This is a genomic window from Brasilonema angustatum (genome assembly GCF_059505445.1).
The window spans coordinates 13,265-30,039 of the sequence record NZ_JCACKO010000060.1 but is presented as its reverse complement, the minus strand read 5'-3'; the positions used below and the strand labels follow the sequence as shown (position 1 = coordinate 30,039).

The 16,775-nt window shown below is 40.4% G+C and carries 17 protein-coding genes; 4 read left to right on the top strand and 13 right to left on the bottom strand.

The window, feature by feature from the left end; translation table 11 throughout:
* Positions 1 to 128 precede the first annotated feature (128 nt).
* Positions 129 to 1,496, bottom strand: coding sequence for a GH1 family beta-glucosidase (locus tag AC5JM2_RS12790; RefSeq protein WP_495835249.1), 1,368 nt, complete (start codon positions 1,494 to 1,496; stop codon positions 129 to 131).
* 134 nt (positions 1,497 to 1,630) lie between these two features.
* Here AC5JM2_RS12790 and AC5JM2_RS12785 point away from each other — a divergent pair, with 134 nt between their 5' ends.
* Both AC5JM2_RS12785 and AC5JM2_RS12780 read left to right on the top strand, forming a co-directional pair.
* Positions 1,631 to 1,837 carry a hypothetical protein gene (locus AC5JM2_RS12785; protein WP_495835248.1) on the top strand — a complete coding sequence of 69 codons (207 nt, stop codon included), beginning with the start codon at positions 1,631 to 1,633 and terminating at the stop codon, positions 1,835 to 1,837.
* A gap of 235 nt (positions 1,838 to 2,072) precedes the next feature.
* On the top strand, positions 2,073 to 2,240 hold the full coding sequence (locus AC5JM2_RS12780; RefSeq protein ID WP_495835247.1) for a hypothetical protein: 168 nt from the start codon (positions 2,073 to 2,075) through the stop codon (positions 2,238 to 2,240).
* Positions 2,241 to 2,350: 110 nt separating this feature from the next.
* On the opposite strand, the gene AC5JM2_RS12775 is transcribed toward AC5JM2_RS12780, so the two are convergent.
* From AC5JM2_RS12775 to AC5JM2_RS12755, 5 genes are all read right to left on the bottom strand, one after another.
* Entirely contained in the window at positions 2,351 to 3,217 is an 867-nt protein-coding gene (locus AC5JM2_RS12775; RefSeq protein WP_495835246.1) for a polyphosphate kinase 2 family protein, read from the bottom strand.
* Complete coding sequence (locus AC5JM2_RS12770) at positions 3,214 to 3,702, bottom strand: hypothetical protein (RefSeq protein ID WP_495835245.1); 489 nt, start codon at positions 3,700 to 3,702, stop codon at positions 3,214 to 3,216. Before AC5JM2_RS12770 ends, AC5JM2_RS12775 begins: the two co-directional genes overlap by 4 nt.
* A 639-nt stretch (positions 3,703 to 4,341) precedes the next feature.
* On the bottom strand, positions 4,342 to 4,896 hold the full coding sequence (locus tag AC5JM2_RS12765; RefSeq protein ID WP_495835244.1) for a peroxiredoxin: 555 nt from the start codon (positions 4,894 to 4,896) through the stop codon (positions 4,342 to 4,344).
* A 45-nt stretch (positions 4,897 to 4,941) separates the two neighbouring features.
* On the bottom strand, positions 4,942 to 5,196 hold the full coding sequence (gene sipA / locus AC5JM2_RS12760) for a regulatory protein SipA (protein ID WP_495835243.1): 255 nt from the start codon (positions 5,194 to 5,196) through the stop codon (positions 4,942 to 4,944).
* Between the two features lie 97 nt (positions 5,197 to 5,293).
* On the bottom strand, positions 5,294 to 5,440 hold the full coding sequence (locus tag AC5JM2_RS12755) for a hypothetical protein (RefSeq protein WP_495835242.1): 147 nt from the start codon (positions 5,438 to 5,440) through the stop codon (positions 5,294 to 5,296).
* 8 nt (positions 5,441 to 5,448) lie between these two features.
* Between AC5JM2_RS12755 and AC5JM2_RS12750 the strand changes: the two genes are divergently transcribed.
* Positions 5,449 to 5,841 (top strand): fatty acid desaturase, encoded by a 393-nt coding sequence (locus tag AC5JM2_RS12750; RefSeq protein WP_495835241.1) that lies wholly within the window; start codon positions 5,449 to 5,451, stop codon positions 5,839 to 5,841.
* A gap of 45 nt (positions 5,842 to 5,886) precedes the next feature.
* On the opposite strand, the gene AC5JM2_RS12745 is transcribed toward AC5JM2_RS12750, so the two are convergent.
* The gene (locus tag AC5JM2_RS12745; protein ID WP_495835251.1) at positions 5,887 to 7,302 is read right to left on the bottom strand and encodes a 1-acyl-sn-glycerol-3-phosphate acyltransferase; all 1,416 of its coding nucleotides are present in this window, start codon (positions 7,300 to 7,302) and stop codon (positions 5,887 to 5,889) included.
* Positions 7,303 to 7,449: 147 nt separating this feature from the next.
* Positions 7,450 to 8,331, bottom strand: a complete 882-nt coding sequence (locus AC5JM2_RS12740) for a hypothetical protein (RefSeq protein WP_495835240.1) — start codon at positions 8,329 to 8,331, stop codon at positions 7,450 to 7,452.
* A gap of 1,377 nt (positions 8,332 to 9,708) precedes the next feature.
* On the opposite strand from AC5JM2_RS12740, the gene AC5JM2_RS12735 reads away from it, so the two are divergent.
* Positions 9,709 to 10,488 carry a WecB/TagA/CpsF family glycosyltransferase gene (locus AC5JM2_RS12735; protein WP_495835250.1) on the top strand — a complete coding sequence of 260 codons (780 nt, stop codon included), beginning with the start codon at positions 9,709 to 9,711 and terminating at the stop codon, positions 10,486 to 10,488.
* Between the two features lie 18 nt (positions 10,489 to 10,506).
* On the opposite strand, the gene AC5JM2_RS12730 is transcribed toward AC5JM2_RS12735, so the two are convergent.
* The 5 genes from AC5JM2_RS12730 to AC5JM2_RS12710 all read right to left on the bottom strand — a co-directional run bounded on the left by AC5JM2_RS12730 (position 10,507) and on the right by AC5JM2_RS12710 (position 16,761).
* Positions 10,507 to 11,676 (bottom strand): glycosyltransferase family protein, encoded by a 1,170-nt coding sequence (locus tag AC5JM2_RS12730; protein WP_495835239.1) that lies wholly within the window; start codon positions 11,674 to 11,676, stop codon positions 10,507 to 10,509.
* A 258-nt stretch (positions 11,677 to 11,934) separates the two neighbouring features.
* Entirely contained in the window at positions 11,935 to 13,194 is a 1,260-nt protein-coding gene (locus AC5JM2_RS12725) for a glycoside hydrolase family 5 protein (RefSeq protein WP_495835238.1), read from the bottom strand.
* A 148-nt stretch (positions 13,195 to 13,342) separates the two neighbouring features.
* The gene (locus AC5JM2_RS12720) at positions 13,343 to 14,380 is read right to left on the bottom strand and encodes a glycosyltransferase family 4 protein (RefSeq protein ID WP_495835237.1); all 1,038 of its coding nucleotides are present in this window, start codon (positions 14,378 to 14,380) and stop codon (positions 13,343 to 13,345) included.
* A gap of 65 nt (positions 14,381 to 14,445) precedes the next feature.
* Positions 14,446 to 15,501, bottom strand: coding sequence for a glycosyltransferase (locus tag AC5JM2_RS12715; protein WP_495835236.1), 1,056 nt, complete (start codon positions 15,499 to 15,501; stop codon positions 14,446 to 14,448).
* 60 nt (positions 15,502 to 15,561) lie between these two features.
* Positions 15,562 to 16,761: a glycosyltransferase gene (locus tag AC5JM2_RS12710; RefSeq protein WP_495835235.1), complete on the bottom strand. Its 1,200-nt coding sequence runs from the start codon at positions 16,759 to 16,761 to the stop codon at positions 15,562 to 15,564.
* Positions 16,762 to 16,775 lie beyond the last annotated feature (14 nt).

The window sequence follows — 16,775 nt, the reverse complement described above, 5'->3', positions numbered from 1 at the left end:
GCCTGTAAAAACTCTCCCACTTTATTATCTCTGACTTTTGCAAGAGGTCTAGTGAACAGTAAACAGTGAACAAGGGGTGGACGAGTCCGTTTTCTAGCTGATAACTGATAACTGTTCACTGATAACTGTTAAACCACTCGATTTTGACGGATACATTCTGCGTACCATTCAAAGCTTGCTTTTGGAATGCGTTTTTGTGTTTCGTAGTCCACATAAACAATCCCAAAGCGTCGGGAATATCCCCAAGCCCACTCAAAATTATCCATCAAGCTCCACAAGAAATAACCCTTCAAAGGATATCCTTCACTCACGGCGCGATGCGCGGATTTGAGGTGCTGTCGCAAGTACATTATCCTGTCAGTATCAAGAACTTCACCAGTTGCACTAACTTCATCTTGAGCCGCACAGCCGCTCTCGGTGATGTAGACTGGTAAGTCATCACGCCCTAGTGTTTCGCTGATATGACGAATGCCCCAATAAATACTTTCAGGTAAAATATTCAACCAAGGCATATCCATTTGTGGATAGCCCTTGGGAAAGTTGAGGAATTCGTAACCTAATTCATTATCAGCAGCACGAACATAAGTGCCAGTGTAGATGTTAAGACCAAGGCAATCAAGGGGTTGGTGAATGATTTCTAAGTCACCTGGTTCTATATCTGGGGCATCTTTTTTTAATTTGTCTAGCATTGCGGAACTGTAAGCCCCAGTCAGGGCAGGGAAAATAATCCCACCATTTTGTCCGCAGGTATGGAAAGCACTTTTTGCAGCTGCGATATTCACAGGTGATTCGTTGATCGGAACTGTGACAGCAATGTTATCGACTAAAGCAACTTGACAAGGAACAGGTGAAGCAGCGCGGATGGCTTGACATCCCAACCCATGAGCAAGTAACGCATGGTGAGAAGTTTGCCAAACTTCCTTTCTACTCCTGACTTGTTTTCCAGGGGCGTGGGGTGGTTTGTGCTTGACGTCATAACTCATGTGGGTAAAACAGGGGGTTTCGTTGAGAGTCATCCAATGAGTGATGCGATCGCCCAACCGTTTTACAACCGTCGTGACATAATCAGCGTAATCGTATGCCATCTGGCGACTTTGCCAAGAACCGTACAAGTCTTCTAATGCTTGAGGGCTATCCCAGTGAAACAGAGTTGCATGGGGAGTGATGCCGTATTCGTGCAAATAATCCACCAAACGTTTGTAAAAATCTATGCCCTCTTCATTCACTGTGCCACGGCCATCAGGAATGATGCGAGTCCATGCAATACTAAAACGATAGTGTTTGATGCCCAATTGTGCCAGAAGCTGCACATCTGCTTTATACCGATGGTAATGATCGCAGGCTACAGCACCTGTATCACCATTCAAAACCCTTCCTGAAGTCGCGCTGAAAGTATCCCACACACTCGGTTTACGTCCACCTTCTCGATATGCGCCTTCAATCTGATAGGCAGAAGTTGCAGTACCCCAGCAAAAATCTTCTGGAAATTTATACATAACCACAATTTTAGAGAACGTCACTATTTTCTGGGATTCAGGCTAAATTTAGTTATTGTAAAGATTTGTATAATAAATACGAAACTTCTGATGAAGAAGTTGTAGTTGTTAGAATCTAATAAATTTTTCCGGCTATGATGTTAATCCGTGACGTGGTTCAAAAGGCTATAGCAACTGGATATCTCAGTGTTGCAGCGGAAGAAGAATTGCGAAATCTTCTTCAGACAAAGTATGAGTTGGAAGATTTCAATGCTTTCATGACGTTGCAAGAGGCTGCTAGTTTAGGCAAGATTCGACAGGAGTCTCGTGAGTTGAGGCTGTACGAGCAGCAAATGCAATAATTTTGTATCAATCCGCTCAAATAAAATCAAAATAGTGTCACTTAATAGACAGACTCTGTGCGCAACTTCAGGAGTCTATGTTTGTTGTTTTTTCTTTTTCCGGAATTTAGTCTTCACAGAGTGATGATCTAAATAGAGATTTGAGCACATAGATGAAAGGACAAGCAATGGTTGCAGATTTATCGATGCCTCAAAAATCACAAATCCCGAAACGACAACCATATTGGTGAATGCTATGACTACCTTAGAAATCAACTCCAAGAAACAAGACAACGAATCCGCTAAGAAAAAACAAAAGTCTTTTCGCTACACGAATATTGGTACTCCTTTAACACCTTTGCGTCCACGTCAGACTAAGCAGCAGCAACATGAGTTACTAAGTGATTGGGAGCATGCAAGTTAATTTCGCTTCATGAAAACGTAGTGCTCTTGAGCTTTTTCATAATTGCCCACATTCATGATAAATTCGGTACAGGGGCGGGGCAATTTCTTTAGTGGTGGCGATGCATAAGTTCACTCTTCATTTTCTAGCATTTGCTTGGCTTGCAAAAGGTATTGTTTATGCTCCTCACTAACTTTTGGGTATTGCAGATTGAGTTCTTTTAACTTAGTACAAATGATGTTCGCAACGGCGAGGCGTGTAAACCATTTACGATCAGCCGGAACAATGTACCAAGGTGCCCAAGAAGTACTGGTATGATTAAAAACATCTTCATAAGCGTGCATGTAATCATTCCAAAAAGCTCGTTCTTGAGCATCACTGATGGAGAGCTTCCAATGTTTCTCTGGCAATTCAATTCTGTCTAAAAAGCGTTTTTTCTGCTCCTTTTTTGAAACATTAAGAAAAAACTTCAAGACAACAATCCCATTATTTACCAGATATTTTTCAAAATTATTAATTTCTTCAAAGCGCTGCTTCCATATTTGATTACCATCTGGAATGTGGGGAAGTTGTTGCTTTGTTAGAACTTCTGGATGAACGCGAACTACAAGCGTTTCTTCATAATACGAACGATTAAAAATTCCAATTCGACCTCTTTCAGGCAAGGCTTTTGCACTTCGCCAAAGATAGTCATGATCTAATTCTTCACTACTTGGACTCTTGAAACTAAATACCTGACATCCTTGCGGGTTGACACCTGACATCACATGTTTGATAGTACTATCTTTACCAGCAGCATCCATTGCTTGAAAGATGATCAACAAGGCATAAGTGTTTTGAGCATAAAGAACATTTTGGTATTTTTGAAGCTGTAGAATATCAGCTTGTAATTTGCCTTGTGCATCCGCCTTTTTTTTTAAATCACCTGTATAGTCGGGATCATAATCTTTCAAAGAAATTTTAGAGTCAGGTTTAACAATAAAAGGATTGTGGTTCATAATTTATTTGAATTTTGCTGCTGTTGAGCAGAACGCATTGCTTCTCGCCCGAGAACAAACATCCCCGCGACGCCCAAACAAACAAACCAGACGTATTGATACCAATATTTCCCAATTTGCTGAACTGTAGTTAGTTCTGGCTGCAACGTGTTGAGGTACAGCAACAGCACAACTATCATCAAAGCCCCAAACCCTACAAAGCTTAAACCAACCCGAATGCGTGCAGGTTGCAGTTCCCAATCGCTAATCTTATCTAAATCAATCTCAGCTAAATCTTGCAAAGAGTCCTCTGCAACGAACGAAGCTGCTTGCAAGCGCCTAGCCACCTTTGGAGATAAAATCGGTACAATTGCTCCGACTGTAGGACGACGCAACAAAGCCTCAGTATCTCGCAGCAATTCCAAAGGCTTACGAGGAAGTGGTTCAGGAGCAAATTCAACCTTTGGTGAAACAGTTCGGGTGGTGGTTTGGGGTTCAAAGTCCATAGTCGTCTTTCAACCAGCTAGCAGCCATTGGGGCAAACAATAAAAATTTGCGTTTCTATTTCATTCTACAGAGTTTGACTAGGTAGCCATAAACTTTGTTGAACCTGCTCAAAGTTCAGCAATTCAAGTAAGTTTTTTCGTTGCATTATATCATCTGTATCTGTATACTGAGAAAAATGCCGAAAACCAAGGCTAAACTTTCTGGGAGCGCAAACCACAGTCGATTCAAAACTAGCTAGCCTGTAAAAAGGTCGAACGGAATACCACGATTCGTTAAATTAGCTGAAAATAACGGTTGAACAATGGCTAAAAGCTTCAAAGAGTTGTTTGTTTGAAAAATAGGGTGGGCTACACCCGAATTTACGCTTGTGGACAAGAAGAGCCAGCGCCGTGCGGGGGTTCCCCCCGTTGAGGCGGCTGGCGTGGAGCCGACTCCCTTGGTAGAAGCAAGAAGCAGACCCTCTAAAGGAAACTTTAGTTGAATGGCTAGCTTTAAATAAGTTTGGTCAAGTTTTGTATAGCAGCGCCACAAGAATAAGAAACTTCGTGGGCTAAGTCAATTTTTTGAAATATCAAATCGCAGAGAAACAACAGATGCACGCAGATTATTTGTTGTTTCTCTGCGTGCGCCTGGAGTTTCTATGCTGCTTTTTGCAACTCCTCAAGTCGTGCCAGAACTTCTTTACTGTGGATGACTGGATTGACTTTGACAAAAGTTTCACGCACAATCCCTTGCGGATCAATAATAAAACTATGGCGCACAGACATAAAGCCCAACCAAGAACCATATGCCTTGCTCACCGCACCAGTGGTATCAGCTAACAAAGGGAATTTTAGTCCTTCTGAATCACAAAATTCAGCATGGGAATCTATATCGTCAGCGCTAACGCCAATAATTTGAGCTTTTCTTTCGATGTATTTGGGTAAATCTTGCTGAAAGCGACGAGCTTCGATGGTACAACCAGAGGTAAAGTCTTTGGGGTAAAAGTAAAGGACGACCCAGTTACCGCGTAAGTCTGAAAGAGATATTTTACCATTACCAGTGTTTGTTGGCAAAGTAAAATCTGGGGCGCTTTGATTAATTGCGGGAAGTTTACCACCGAGTGCATCAGCAGTTGGGACAAAATTTAACCAACTGATGACAGCTAAACATGTGGCAAATAATATGCTTAAAAAAGTGCGACGAGAAATCATTATATATACAGACCAGAAACACGACTTAAAATAAGTTTACAATTTCTAGTTGCTATTCTCAGATTCTTGAGAATCTGAAGCGGTTTCCACGCTTTCAATATATTGACTATCAAGGAGAAAAGCTCCTTTTGTAAAGCGAATACCCCAGTATCCCCCAGGACGGCGGTCAAGGACTATCCCTTCTTCACCAATGTAAATCACATCGGGGGGGCGGAGCATGGGCATAGGTTCAGCAGTTTTCACGTAGGGGGGTAGGGCTACGACGCGGACTTTACTACCAATCGCAAATTCTTTGGACATGTTGAGTGAGTTTTGAGTGTTACAACGAGATGTTTTTTGGGAATTGTTTTTTTAGCTGATTTCGTTTGCCAAGACGAGTCGCCACAATTTGATAATTTTAAGCTAATGATGAACGCTTATTCTTGTGCTGAGAAAAACCAACAGAAAAATCCTGACGTGTGGGTTTCACGCTAGCTAACTCTACTTGAAAACTAACTTGATCGCTCATTGCACCACTTTTGCCCATTTGTGCCAGAAACAGCACGAGGTGAAGTGATTCGATCCACTCGATTGCAATTAGGAGTTTATGCAGGGGCGATCGCGCTCTCATTTGCAGTCAGACAGCCTTGGTTTGTGCTTTATTGGCTGCTACCGCTCGTTGTTGGTCAGCCGATTCTGCGTTTTCTTATGCTGGCGGAACATACAGGTTGTACTCTTGACGCTAATCTGCTTACGAATACGCGTACAACGCTAACGCTTTGGTATGTGCGATTTTTGACGTGGAATATGCCGTTTGATGCAGAGCACCATTTGTATCCATCAATTCCGTTCCACGCGCTGCCAAAAGCCCATAAGCAATTGAGTTCGCACTTTGCCCACATTGATCGGGGCTATATAAAAGTCAACTGGGATATTATGTCTAAACAGGGACAGTCGGCGGTATGACAAAACTTATTTGTTGATACCCCAACTGTTTAAAGTTAGCAACCCTCAGCAAATCATCTTCTCGAACGCCTGTTGCAAATCTCGCGTCAAATCATTAACCGCGCCTCTTGCTGCTTGACGACTTGTCTGATAAGCTGACCAACGTTCTGTTACTGAAATTGGCTCACCTACTGTTAAGCGTGATTTTCGCCAACCTAACCGAGGTCGTTCAGGATTTTTCTCTCCTTTTATCCGCGCGATGACGTCAAATAAGATTAAGGACGTTTCGGCAAATCTCTCAAAAGTAGGCTTTTGTTGAACATAAGTTCCTGTGACTGCGACAAAACTCTCAACTAGGCGCATATGTAATATCCGCAAAGATGCTTCTTCAGCAATCCAATCTGCCAAGCCGCGCTCCATAGGTGATAATGCATCTAAGTTTGGCAAATCCTTTCTGTGGATATCATCCCAGCTTGCTGACTCTAAACGGCGACAACGTTCAATGATAGTTCCTTGGCTTTCCAGTCCAAAAAACTGCTCAGCTGCTTGTAGGGAATTATCTAATACCGTCTGCAGTCGAGCCTCAAGTACCTGGTTACGACTTTCAGATGAATCTATTTGCGTTGTGACTGGTGTACTTTGATGGTAAAAGCGAGCGTAAAACTGCTCCATTTGGGAAAGGATATGTTCACCAAGCCGGAAGAGTCGCTCATAGAAAACTTTTTCTCGCTCAACCAGGTTTGATTCACCAACTTGTTGCACTGATAAGCCGCAATCTGCTTCCAATTTGCCCAAAAGCCAATCTAGTTTTGCCCAAGATGGATTGATGTAGCGATACTGATTGCATATTGGCACAATGAAAACTTCTTCAGTTCGGTTAGCTTTGAGCAAATCTTCTACACACCAGAAGCCCATGTGAGCAACACCAGGTTCTAAAGGGCTGACAATTTCGCTATGTCCGTTAGTTGCTCCTTCTGGAGCTACACTTATTGGTAGTTGACCATTGGCAAACAAATCCCGCGCTGTCCGCATGCCAATCTTATCTAGCCGCTTACCTCGATGAATCGGAAAGCCTCCTAAGCGAGAAAAAAACCAACCTAGCCAATCCCCAGCCCACAGAGTCATCCCCCGATCATAGATAAAATGAGAATGAGTCGGATATTGTAATGAAATTCCCCTTTTACGAGCAACTTTCGGCACAGCCTGAGAAAGTAAATACATCATGCAAAGGGGATCATCAACCTCTGAGTGGCGAAATGCCATTAAAAAGCGAATTTTGCCAGCTTGAAATTGTTGGTAGAGATTAACTAGCCTCTCGACATTCACAGTTTCAACCTCCGCAATACCAGCTGGTAACCACGGTCGAGTCCGAAACCGCAGCAAAACAGGCAGTGCCCATTTGGCGATATGGTACACTGCTAAATTAAAATGCTGGGGAATATACTCCAGGGGCGGTTGAGCTTGTTGAATCGAATGAGGCAAGGTAATTCTCCAAGGTGTATTTTTAGGGTTGAGAAACTCAGTGAGACTGTTCTCTACGTGCTGCCTCACTGATATCCACCGTTTAAACCAAAGATATGACTCTGTGTCAAGCCACATCTGTGGTAACTTTGGGCTTTATGGTATTATTTATGAACCAAAAAGACGACCAAAGTTATAACCAACTCCTATTGATAAACCTATATCAGTATCATTGAAAAATGCGGCATTCAAAGCTGCTGTTGCTGTAAATCGAGGAGTTATGGGCACATCGATTCCACCAGTGAGAAGAAAGGCAACTTCAGAGCCGTCACCAGTATTGATAGCTGCACCTGCTCCGATGTATGGGGCAATAGGTAACGGTTGAGCAAAAGGATCTGATACCTGTTTGAATGAAATGTCGTAGGTTACAGGAATTAAGATAGTTGTGTTGTCTCCGATCACTGCTGCTGGTCGCACTGATATGGCATTTGTTAGCCCAATTTTGCTGATAACCATAAAGTTACCATCACCCAAAGCAGAGTTACCACCTAAACCAATGTTACCACCAATTCCAATATAACTTGAACCACCACGGGTCGGTCTGCCGGGGTCAATACTAATATCTGATTGTGCCACCTTAGACTTAGACGACTCAGAAGTTGATGATTGAGCTTCTGCATTCTGGGAATTTATAAGTGCCGCAGATGAAGTTGCTGTTGTCCCAGGAACAGGTGTTACTACATTATTATTAGCTTGGTGTGTGCTACTTGGTAACTGCTGCTGGTTATTTACATTTGATACTGACGATAGATGATTATCTTGTACAGCAGTGGACTCTACCGCACTAGAGCTAAAAGCTGGTGGGTAGAAGCTTTCTACTTCAGGACTTACCTGATTAACAAACGCATCAGTTTTGGAAGACTGGATTGACTGCTGAGCGCTTGTGGTATTTACTGTTTGGGCACCAGCAGATAAACCGGTTCCCAAAACCGCCATAGCCGATAAACTCAGCAAAGAAAATACATTTTTACGAGAAATAATAATGTTCACGTTCACTCCTGAATATTGCCTCAATAAATAACAGTGATATGATTTTTAGTCAACTTTTGGCAATATCCACTATTTAACATCAAAATACCAATTTCCACATCTTCTATTTGACTAGATTACCTAAAGTTTGAAAGAAGAATTTCAATGCATAGATTCTGAGTTAGATAGATGAGAAAAATATTTATACCATGGGGAATACATCTATTGGTAATAATAATCTAAAGCAATAAAGGAAAACTCTAAGCTACATCTGGAGTATTCTTATAAAATAATCAGATTATACTGGATATGACGCTTCAAGTACTGACTTTTGTAAGTAGCATCTGCAAAAATCTTTTGGCGCACAGCAGATACAACATACACAATAGACTTCTTACAGAAGTAGGAAACAGGGAACTTGGAAAAATCTAACTTTTGCAAGATGTGTAATTATTGATTTGGAACAAATTTGTTTCCTTTTCAATGTTCTTCTTAATACAGTATTCATTTTATGATGGCTTTACACAATTTTCATACATGCCTAGTAAGTGTGCAAATTTTGGTCGAAAGCCCTAATATAACTATATTTTAGACTCTTGCTCACTGTAGATACACTGAAATTATGTCGTTTTTTTTTATGAAAAATATGTGAAGTGACGATTTTACTTTATATTTTTATGATAAATTGTCACATAGTAATTTAAATTGATAGCCGTAAAATTGGAAAATTCAACGAAATTCAATCGTAAATACGCTTAACCAATTGATATCTAAAGTACATTCTTTATCTGAGAGGCAAGTAACCCTCTTGTGCCTATCTTCCACAGACACGATTGTGTGTCCTTTATGTTTACGGGAGACGAACTACTACCTGGGAAATTCACCTGTTCAGTTATTCAAAACTCAAAAAGCTTTTCTTATCAGCTTTTTGGTTGTTTTGAATGATATGCTCCATCCCCAATATACTAGTTTGCAGATATTGTATTCGGCTATAAAAAAACCCAGTTCAGTTAGGTGTTCTCAATTTGATCATAGAAACAGAGCCGCGAGCATGGAGTGTGCAGTGTTTTCAAAGGCGACATCTGTTGCTGCCAAGGGCGATCGCCTGTATCACGCCCATAGGGCTTTCACAAAAAATAGCCTTCTCCCTGAATCGAAGATTCAGACTAATCAGGCGGAGGCAGATTGGGGCGTAGACGCGCCAAATCTTCTTGAGGTTCACAATTTCCATACAACTTTCATTGAAATCTGTTCATTTGCTGAAAGATAGGTGCTATACACAACTAAAATGGAAATACAAAATCAGGGCATGCTCGAATTCTCAATATGTTCTCTCCTTTGTCATTGTCTACTGAGTCAATTAACCGAAAGTAAGATCTAAGGGTAACTGTGCAAGCCATGAATAAAGTTAAAATTTTGAACTTGGAGATCGATAATTTATCTCAAGTAGAACTGTTGGATAAATTGCGCTCTGGGGTAGTGTTTACACCCAATGTCGATCATCTGATGAAACTACAAGAAGACCCGGAGTTTTTACAAGCGTATAGCATTGGTGACTATAAGGTCTGTGATAGTCAAATACTCCTTTACGCATCTAAGTTTTTGGGGACGCCAATTAAAGAGAAGATCTCGGGTTCAGATTTGTTCCCGGCTTTCTATAATTATCACAAGAACAATCAAAACATCAAAATCTTTCTTTTGGGAGCAGGTATAGGGGTAGCCAGTAAAGCTCAAAATGAAATCAATAGGAAAACAGGCAGGAATATTATTGTTGCCTCCTATTCTCCACCTTTTGGATTTGAAAAAGACGAACAAGAGTGTCAGAACATCATTAACATGATAAATAGCTCCGGTGCGACTGTCTTAGCTATCGGAGTTGGTGCCCCAAAGCAAGAAAAGTGGATATACAAGTACAAGAGTATGCTACCCCATATAAAGATATTTATGGCGATCGGTGCCACTATTGATTTTGAAGCAGGAAACTTGAAAAGATCTCCAAAGTGGATGAGTGAAGTTGGTTTCGAGTGGTTGTTCAGAATTTTCTGTGATCCAAAAAGATTGTGGAAAAGATATTTGGTAGATGATATCCCTTTTTTCATACTAGTTTTGAAACAAAAACTCAAGTTCTCTATAACTAAGGAACACAAGAAGAAGAACCCAATGAGTGCAAATTGCTAACAGATTTTAGGTAGAACTTTAATACTCAGTTTTCACCTTGTCAGCTAAGTTTGCTAAGTCAGTTTTTCGAGATAACATTTCTGGCGTGCTATCAAGTCCTACTTGCTTTAAAACTTGTTCCCAACGATACACCCAGTCATGACGCAGTAGCGAATTCATGACATTCTCTTTACGAATTCTATTTACATAATCAGGTCGTGCATCTAGTTCTGTGATCATATCTGCTACATTAGCAGGATCGTAAGGAATTTGAATTACTGCATCAGACCAATTAAAGTAAGTTGTATAAGCTTCACAAACTGGAGGAGTCCCAATCATAACAGCTCCGCCTGCAGCGCCTTCAAAAAAGCGAGAACATAACTCATCTTGAGCACCTGTTTGATGAATAGCATCAAACTTTGCTTTATTAGCAATAAAATAACGACTTCTTTTAATCAAATGACTATATAAAGTTCGGTGTTCTTTATAGTCCCCCATTTGTAAACCTTTCAGAGAATCAAATAGGTATAAAAAGTTTTTTCGTTCCGCTACTTCCAATAAAGTTTTGTGTACTATTGGTGAACGGCGACCAATGCTATAAACATCTATATGGCGTTGAGGTCGTTCTGGATAGGGACAAAACTTTATAGTGTCTACAGCAAAAGGTAAAGAAATACAAGGACGCTGAACCAGATTAGCAATAGCATCAACACTAGAACTTAGTGTCGTAAAAATATAATCAAAATCTTTCGCCAGTTCCAAACAAAGTCTAGTTTTCTGTTCTTCCATTTCTTTTACCCAGATTTCATCAATCCATAAAACAGTTTTTCGACATTTTTCTCGCCATCCTTTAATAGAATTTATGGAAGTGATATCCCAAAAGTGTTGGCAGAGAAAAAATAATAAGTCGTATTCTCTGTCTAGAACAGAGGAAATGCAACCAGAACTGAGAAGTTTACCTTTAACAAAAGCTCTAGCTGTATTGTTTGATAGCTTTCTTTTGAGTGAATTGGCTTTACCATAAGCTAATGTAGGAGTGAGTATATCAGCATAGTCAAAAGTACAAAGAAGATCTTCAAATTCAAAGTCAACAGAGCGATAGACCTCAGAATGAAAACCACGCATTGATACTACCAAAATGCGTGGTTTTTTATTTGAAGAAAAAGATAAAGGTTTAGTAAAAAATTTTTGAGATTTTTTTATCAACATGATTCAATACATGTATTATGTGTTGAATCATATATTATTATAATACTGATATAAACACTGTGTTATTATTATGAATATATGCTAAAAATAGCACCTGATCAGAGGAAAATTATAAAAAATTATCAGTTTTGGTGAAGGCATTTCAGAGGATGTTTTAAAAGTCCAAAAAGGTATAAAGTTGTCATTCTGTTAGCGCAGCGGGCAAGGGAGATCTGCGGAACGGAGTGGAGCGTATCTCCTGCACCAGACGCTCATTTGTTAACGCAGCAGCCGACCCAAAAGTTTTTGCTTATCAGTATTAATAGTTTTCCAATCATCTAGTAGAATACCTCCGGTATCTTTACTGTTGGGATTCCAGCACCAATAGGTAAAGCTAAGCTTTTTCTGATCGATATAATCAACTAACTGCCTTTGCCAAATCCCCTCTTTAGATTTTGTATCCACTTGATATCCACCAAATTCACCAATCCAAATTGGGGCAATACCTTGAGTCGCAATATATTGAAATCCAATCTCCCAACGTTGATACAGATTTTTGGGAAATGTACGTTCCCTAAACCAGGGTATATCTACTAAATTACCGTATTCGTGAGGAGAATACACTAGCTTTTTGGGAACTCGCAGACGCACTGGATATTTACGGACACCCTCTAAATTTGCTCCCCACCAATACCTTGACTGTTTTTGACCAGGGACATTTTCGACTACCCCCTCCACCACAATCAGCCAATTTGGATTGACACTGAGAATACTATTTCCAGCTCGTTCTGCGGCTAAGCGCCAGTCTGTAGCGCGATCGCCTGTTCCCCAACTAGCACGACCATGAGGTTCGTTTTTCAGATCCGCCCCGATGACGTTGCTATAGCCTTTGTAGCGTTTTGCTAGCAGCGTCCAACTGTCAATCCAGTCTTTCTCTGTAAAGCCGTCACCATACCACAACTCTGGAATTTGACCATCTTTAAGAGTCTGACTATCTAAAAGAATAAACAATCCTTGACGCTGAGCCTCCTGAATCACCAGATCCATGACTTCCAATGGAGTCTTGCCTTGAAGATCTTTATTTGAGCCAATGTAAAAATCGACGCCACTGATGTTACTAGAACGCAGTCCTTGCACAGAATAAGGCAAGCGGATAACGTTGTAGCCCAGGCTTTTCATCTGAGCAAGCATATCTTTGTAATCTCTAACCCACAGCCCATGAGGAGTATGCTCCTTTAGTTCCATACCAAACCAGTTGACGCCGCGCAGCAGAACGACTCGACCTTTGGCATCAATAATCGTAGAACCGCGAGTAGACAAAGGAGGGACAATAGTGGTGGCTGCTGCGCTTCTAGCCATGTCAAATTGGTTTACAAACCAGGGCGAACAACTACTGAGAATTGTGTAAAGTAACACTAAAGTCAAGCCAACCGTAATATTTTTTGTGACTTGTCTCCACTTTTTGTAATAGTAAACAATGGAAAAACCAATATTGCGTATTATGGTAAATCCCTGTTTAACAAAAATTGGTCTACTCATATAGCCATCCTGTGAACTTACAAAGTAGAGGCAGGCAACAGCTCATCTGGCAATAGCCAAAAAAGGGAGGTAGATGTGTACTGAGTTTTTTAAGCGCAAAGCGCAGGCACTTTCACAATAATCTTATAGGGGTCCTATAAGATTATTGTTATTTCATACCTGCAGTATCTGCAACTTTATCTAGAATTCTGCCCAAAGCTGCTCCTGCTGCATCACAAGAAAAATGTTCTTCAGCATAGCGTTTAGCTGCCTGACCAAGACGGTTGCGTAGTGCTGGGTCGTTCCATAACATTTCTATCGCCTGCACTAAATCATCAACAGATTTCGGTTCAACTAACAAACCTGTCTCACCATGCTGAATATAATCTTCTGCTCCATGACAACGGGTGGCGATAATTGCACGACCCATGAGCATAGCTTCTACAATAGTGATTTGTCCTGCTGCTGTCACTTGGGGCTTTGGAAGCAGAGGTACGATGCTGATCCGCGCCTCTTGAGCTAAACGTAAGCAATCTGCCCTCTCAATCCCGAATGGTGTTTTGACATTCGGTGGAATAGTTAATCCTTCTAATGCATGTTTGCTTGATGCGACAACGGTTGGAAGGTTGAGCTTTTCCACTGCTTGAAAGAAGGTGGAAAAGTCGCGATGAGCAGAACCGAGTGCTGCGATAAAAGGATCGGTCGTATTCTCTTCATAAGTTATGGGAATCTCTGATTGATGATAGGGAACAAATTCAAAACGCTCCCTTGGGATTCCCAACCAGTGGTGGTAGATCTCTATTTCACGCCGTGTGTGGACAATAAAACGATCAATGTCTTTGAGGCTATATTGGGCGATCGTCTGCCGAATTCCACTAGAACAGGTGCCAACATTAAATAACCAAGCTACTACAGGAATACGCTTACCAGTCAGCCGTTGTTGCATTCCTATGACTGCTGGTAGCTGAGGAAAAAGGGTAATCACGCCCCCCTCAGACGCCTTCATCGCTTCCATACCATGTTGCCAATATATTAGCCAACTTCTGAATCCAGTCACAGAAGACTTCTGATTGTGCCAGTTTCCTAACGGTTTTGAACGTGGAACGATATGGAACTGGTGGCGATCGCCAGGAACATTTCGGGTTAACCAATGCTCGTTAACGAGGTTCTGTTGGTTTATAAACGGTGCTGCTATTGTCCAATGCATATAAATTGAGAAAACCTATGTCAAAATTCTTTCTAGTATAAATGACTCTCCGTGTACAAGGCTTGCTACCTCAAAGCACCTTTCAAAAGTTCAGATAATCTGGATGTAAAAACTTCTAAGTTATATTTCTCCTCAGATAAACGCCGAGCTCTGTTTCCCATCTCCTGAGTTTTATCTGGATGTTCTAGTAAATAGGATATTGCTTCTTGCCATCCTTTCTCGTCTCCTGGTTCAACAAAAATTCCAATCCCTTCTTTTTCAATATCAATGCAAGGCTCTATAGTTCTCGTCATGACAACTGCTTTTCCCATACCCATCGCATCTAGAAGACTAGTCACTCCAAGCACATTAATATATGATTTAGGCTGGGTTGTATCTAGAGGTATAGCAATTGCATAAGCTTTTGCATGTTCAGTTAATATTTCTTGCCATGATAGGCAATTTTTAAAAAATTTAACATTACAATCAAGATCAGGAGTTGTCTGAAAGACAGTATCTCCAGCGCTATATATCCTCAAATCATAGCTTATATTTTTGAAAGCTTTTGTGAGGGTCTCGTAGTCTCTATATGTTCTACCTGCGCTCAATATAAAGCTATTTTTTTCTCCTTCTTTTGCGTCAATAATCTCATCATTTTTAATATTATAAAAAGGTAAATCAATTCCCCATTCTAATAAATAAACTTTCTCTTCTGGTAAATTAAACTCCTTTATCAAGTGCTCTTTTAGTCCACTGCTCAAGCAAAAAAGTCTATCGTACCCAGATAAAATCAATTTTATAAATAATATGCTCCAGATATTCTTTTTAAATGATTGATGTTGAATGGTAACCACTGGTTTTCTTAAAATACCTATAGCTCGTAAAATAGCAAGTAGGTATGTAGAACCTTGATTTGCCGAGTAAATAATATCATAATCATATTTTCCGAAAAGTAATCTAATTTCCTGATCTAAGTCTCCTAATACTTTGATTTTTTCACTAACTCTTTTCAAAAAAGAATATTTTTCATAAGGTAGTATATCAACATTAATCCCATATCTAGGTAGTGTTGTAGCTCCCCAAAGATGATGAGTAGGGTATTGATAATTCTCTTTTTTCCACTGTTCCCATTCGAAAGTCATGCTGTAGTTGTTAAGCAAAATTATCTTCATTTACTTGGAATTCCCTGCATTTATCTCAAATCACAGTAAAGACTTTATATCCGACACAACACCTTCAACGACTTGAGAACCGAACAGTGACTCAAGCAATTCTTGATCAACATTAACCTTTTGAGGAGTTGATAACAATTTTACTATTTCTTCAGCGAAAGATTGAGCATCAACAGCTATTTGAAAAAGTTTTCTCACCTCTTCTGGCAAACCAGCTATTCCCTGAGGTGTAGAAACAATAGATCTACCAGAGACAAGCATTTCTATGGACTTTATACTCACCCCGCTACCCGTTAAAACCGGATTAATCAGAACACGCCCCGACTGATAAACTGCTGTAGAGGATGGTGGATTGATGCTCAGATAGATACCTTGCTGTTCTTCACATAGTTGCTTGATTTTATTTACAGGATTGGAACCAGCTATTAGGACTTTAACAGTGGGTAATGCAGAGCGTATAATCGGAAAAACCTGCGTTATAAACCAGACTATACCAGCTACGTTGTTGTCAACCTTTAGGTTACCTAGAAACACAACGTCATACATAAGATTGGCGCTGGTTTCATCACGGGCTTGTTCTGAATAATTATCTTTAGGAAACTCAACAATAGGCGGTAAGTAGCGCCCATTCTTAAAGCCTTGACTTTGCCAAAATTTGAAGTCATCTACAGAGATATCGTAGAACAAAGCACTCTTTTTCAGTAAGTCTTTTTCAAAACTTTCCAAGTGAGAGACTGACAAATATCTTTTGAGCTTACTTGTAAAGTCTGTTGTAGATGCAAGTAACCGACGGTAATATAAATACTCTATATTGTGAGAGCGAGTGATGAGGGGGACATTCAAGTTTTTGCTTAACTTAGCTGCGATTTCCCCACCGTGAATTCCATCCAACCAGATAACATCAGGTTGAAAAAGACGGACACTAGAAAGCAGAGTCGTTAACTCTTTTCCCTTAACAATCCGAGAAGTCACTTCTAAAGGATAATGTAATAAGTCAATTGCCCTACGAGCAATAGAGCCTAATGTACGTTGAAACGGTATGAGATAAATTTCTTTTACATATTTCTTTATTTCAGCTATTTCCTCAGGTTGTAACGGTTCATTTATCCAGGATATGAGTTGTAACTCTACACCAATATTAGAGAAGGCTTTTATCCTTCGCCACATCTCTACTCGCGCACCACGATTCGGAGGGTAGACAATGTCGTGACATATTAAAGTAATCTTCATAATTTTAATAGGTT

Coding starts and splice junctions, on each gene's coding strand:
- AC5JM2_RS12710 (WP_495835235.1), bottom strand. CDS start 16,761: ATGAAGATTACTTTAATATGTCACGACATTGTCTACCCTCCGAATCGT.
- sipA (WP_495835243.1), bottom strand. CDS start 5,196: ATGTCCAAAGAATTTGCGATTGGTAGTAAAGTCCGCGTCGTAGCCCTA.
- AC5JM2_RS12765 (WP_495835244.1), bottom strand. CDS start 4,896: ATGATTTCTCGTCGCACTTTTTTAAGCATATTATTTGCCACATGTTTA.
- AC5JM2_RS12790 (WP_495835249.1), bottom strand. CDS start 1,496: ATGTATAAATTTCCAGAAGATTTTTGCTGGGGTACTGCAACTTCTGCC.
- AC5JM2_RS12730 (WP_495835239.1), bottom strand. CDS start 11,676: ATGTTGATAAAAAAATCTCAAAAATTTTTTACTAAACCTTTATCTTTT.
- AC5JM2_RS12725 (WP_495835238.1), bottom strand. CDS start 13,194: ATGAGTAGACCAATTTTTGTTAAACAGGGATTTACCATAATACGCAAT.
- AC5JM2_RS12720 (WP_495835237.1), bottom strand. CDS start 14,380: ATGCATTGGACAATAGCAGCACCGTTTATAAACCAACAGAACCTCGTT.
- AC5JM2_RS12715 (WP_495835236.1), bottom strand. CDS start 15,501: ATGACTTTCGAATGGGAACAGTGGAAAAAAGAGAATTATCAATACCCT.
- AC5JM2_RS12785 (WP_495835248.1), top strand. CDS start 1,631: ATGATGTTAATCCGTGACGTGGTTCAAAAGGCTATAGCAACTGGATAT.
- AC5JM2_RS12770 (WP_495835245.1), bottom strand. CDS start 3,702: ATGGACTTTGAACCCCAAACCACCACCCGAACTGTTTCACCAAAGGTT.
- AC5JM2_RS12735 (WP_495835250.1), top strand. CDS start 9,709: ATGAATAAAGTTAAAATTTTGAACTTGGAGATCGATAATTTATCTCAA.
- AC5JM2_RS12775 (WP_495835246.1), bottom strand. CDS start 3,217: ATGAACCACAATCCTTTTATTGTTAAACCTGACTCTAAAATTTCTTTG.
- AC5JM2_RS12780 (WP_495835247.1), top strand. CDS start 2,073: ATGACTACCTTAGAAATCAACTCCAAGAAACAAGACAACGAATCCGCT.